The sequence below is a fragment of the Mycobacterium sp. 1465703.0 genome, from assembly GCF_001672975.1.
Lineage (GTDB): Bacteria > Actinomycetota > Actinomycetes > Mycobacteriales > Mycobacteriaceae > Mycobacterium.
In genome coordinates this window covers 1-1282 of record NZ_LZKU01000032.1, presented here as the reverse complement: position 1 = coordinate 1282, position 1282 = coordinate 1, and the positions used below count along the sequence as shown (strand labels likewise).

Below are 1282 nucleotides of genomic sequence, written 5' to 3'. Positions count from 1 at the left end.
GCGATCATTTCGTCACGGGGCGGTCGAGCTCCGCTGCAAAAAACGCAGACGCAGACTTCAAAATATTGTTCCCCCTGCGTAATTCGGAAACTTCACGCTTGAGCTTACGAATCTCGGCGTGCTCAGAGCTCGTCGTACCGGGTCGCTCACCGGCATCGACCTGCGCCTTGCTGCCGAACTCAAGGGTGAGTTGTGATCGCACCACCGTCATCACTCGATACAGCGGGTAACCCAAGGGCTCATCTTCAGCGCGGCTCATGCCAACACGCTGACAGGTGCCTGCGCCGACTCACCACCAACCTGCCCCGTCGGCTGTGTGGATAGCGTAGGCAATACCCCTGTCTTCATTTGCGTACGCCGCTCGGCACTGATGCGGGGCCTCGGCGCGTACGGCGTCGGTGGGGACCGGTTCGTCACAGGCCCATAGTGCGAAGCCGTGGTCGAGCACTGCGGTGAGGTAGGTCGAGATGGTGCGGTGGTAATTGCCGGCTCGGCGAACGCTGTGCGGGTGTGTCGATCGCCAAGGCCCTTCGGCGAAATAGTTCCCGGCGATACGCCGCATCCCGCTCGCGTCAGCGCTTTCCAGATGGGGTTTGTCTCAGGGGCATCGGCCTGTGCGGTGATCGACGAAAGGGAGGTCAAACAGCGTCGCGGGGACCTGCCGATCGCGTTGACCTACGATCAATCCGGTCGACTGGAGGCCGGGTAGGTGCCGATTGACCAGCAAACTACGTCGTCGCTGATGGACACGCTCGGGGCCATTTTCGCCCCGAAGAACCCACCCCAACTGTCTTATAGCGGCGGCAATTGCCCTGACGCGCAAGCCCGCCCGCCCGCGTCTTACTGCCCGGCCACCAACACCATCACCGCTGATCTGGCCCAGCTGCAGAAGATGGGCGCCCCTGCCGATGAGCGGTCCGGTCATGTCTTGATCCAAGGCGATGACACCGCCATGTCGGTCGTGATGTCGCGGTGTGTCCTTGCGGTGCAACACGAACGGGGCCTGAAACTGGACGCGCCGATGAGCGCACTGCGGACTGCATGTCTGACCGGGGTTGCGCACCGCAAAATGGCCGGCCCGCTGTCGGTGCCGTCGGGCAATGCTTTGACCCTGACGGCTGGTGACCTCGATAAGGCTGTCGCCGGACTAGTCACCAACCACTTGGTGGCCAGCGATGTCGACGGGCAGACCGTGCCTGCCGGGTTTACCCGGATCACCGCGTTTCGCTCCGGTGTCGTCAGCAGCAACGACGACCTGTGTTACCAACGCTTCGCCGACGCC

General features: G+C 62.9%; 1 protein-coding gene and 1 pseudogene. One reads left to right on the top strand and one right to left on the bottom strand.

Annotation, left to right across the window (positions count from 1 at the left end; genetic code table 11):
• Positions 1-4 precede the first annotated feature (4 nt).
• Positions 5-259: a hypothetical protein gene (locus tag A5625_RS03115; protein WP_082984241.1), complete on the bottom strand. Its 255-nt coding sequence runs from the start codon at positions 257-259 to the stop codon at positions 5-7.
• A 309-nt stretch (positions 260-568) separates the two neighbouring features.
• On the opposite strand from A5625_RS03115, the pseudogene A5625_RS03110 reads away from it, so the two are divergent.
• Positions 569-1282 (top strand): annotated as a pseudogene (locus A5625_RS03110) (peptidase); the annotation flags it as partial.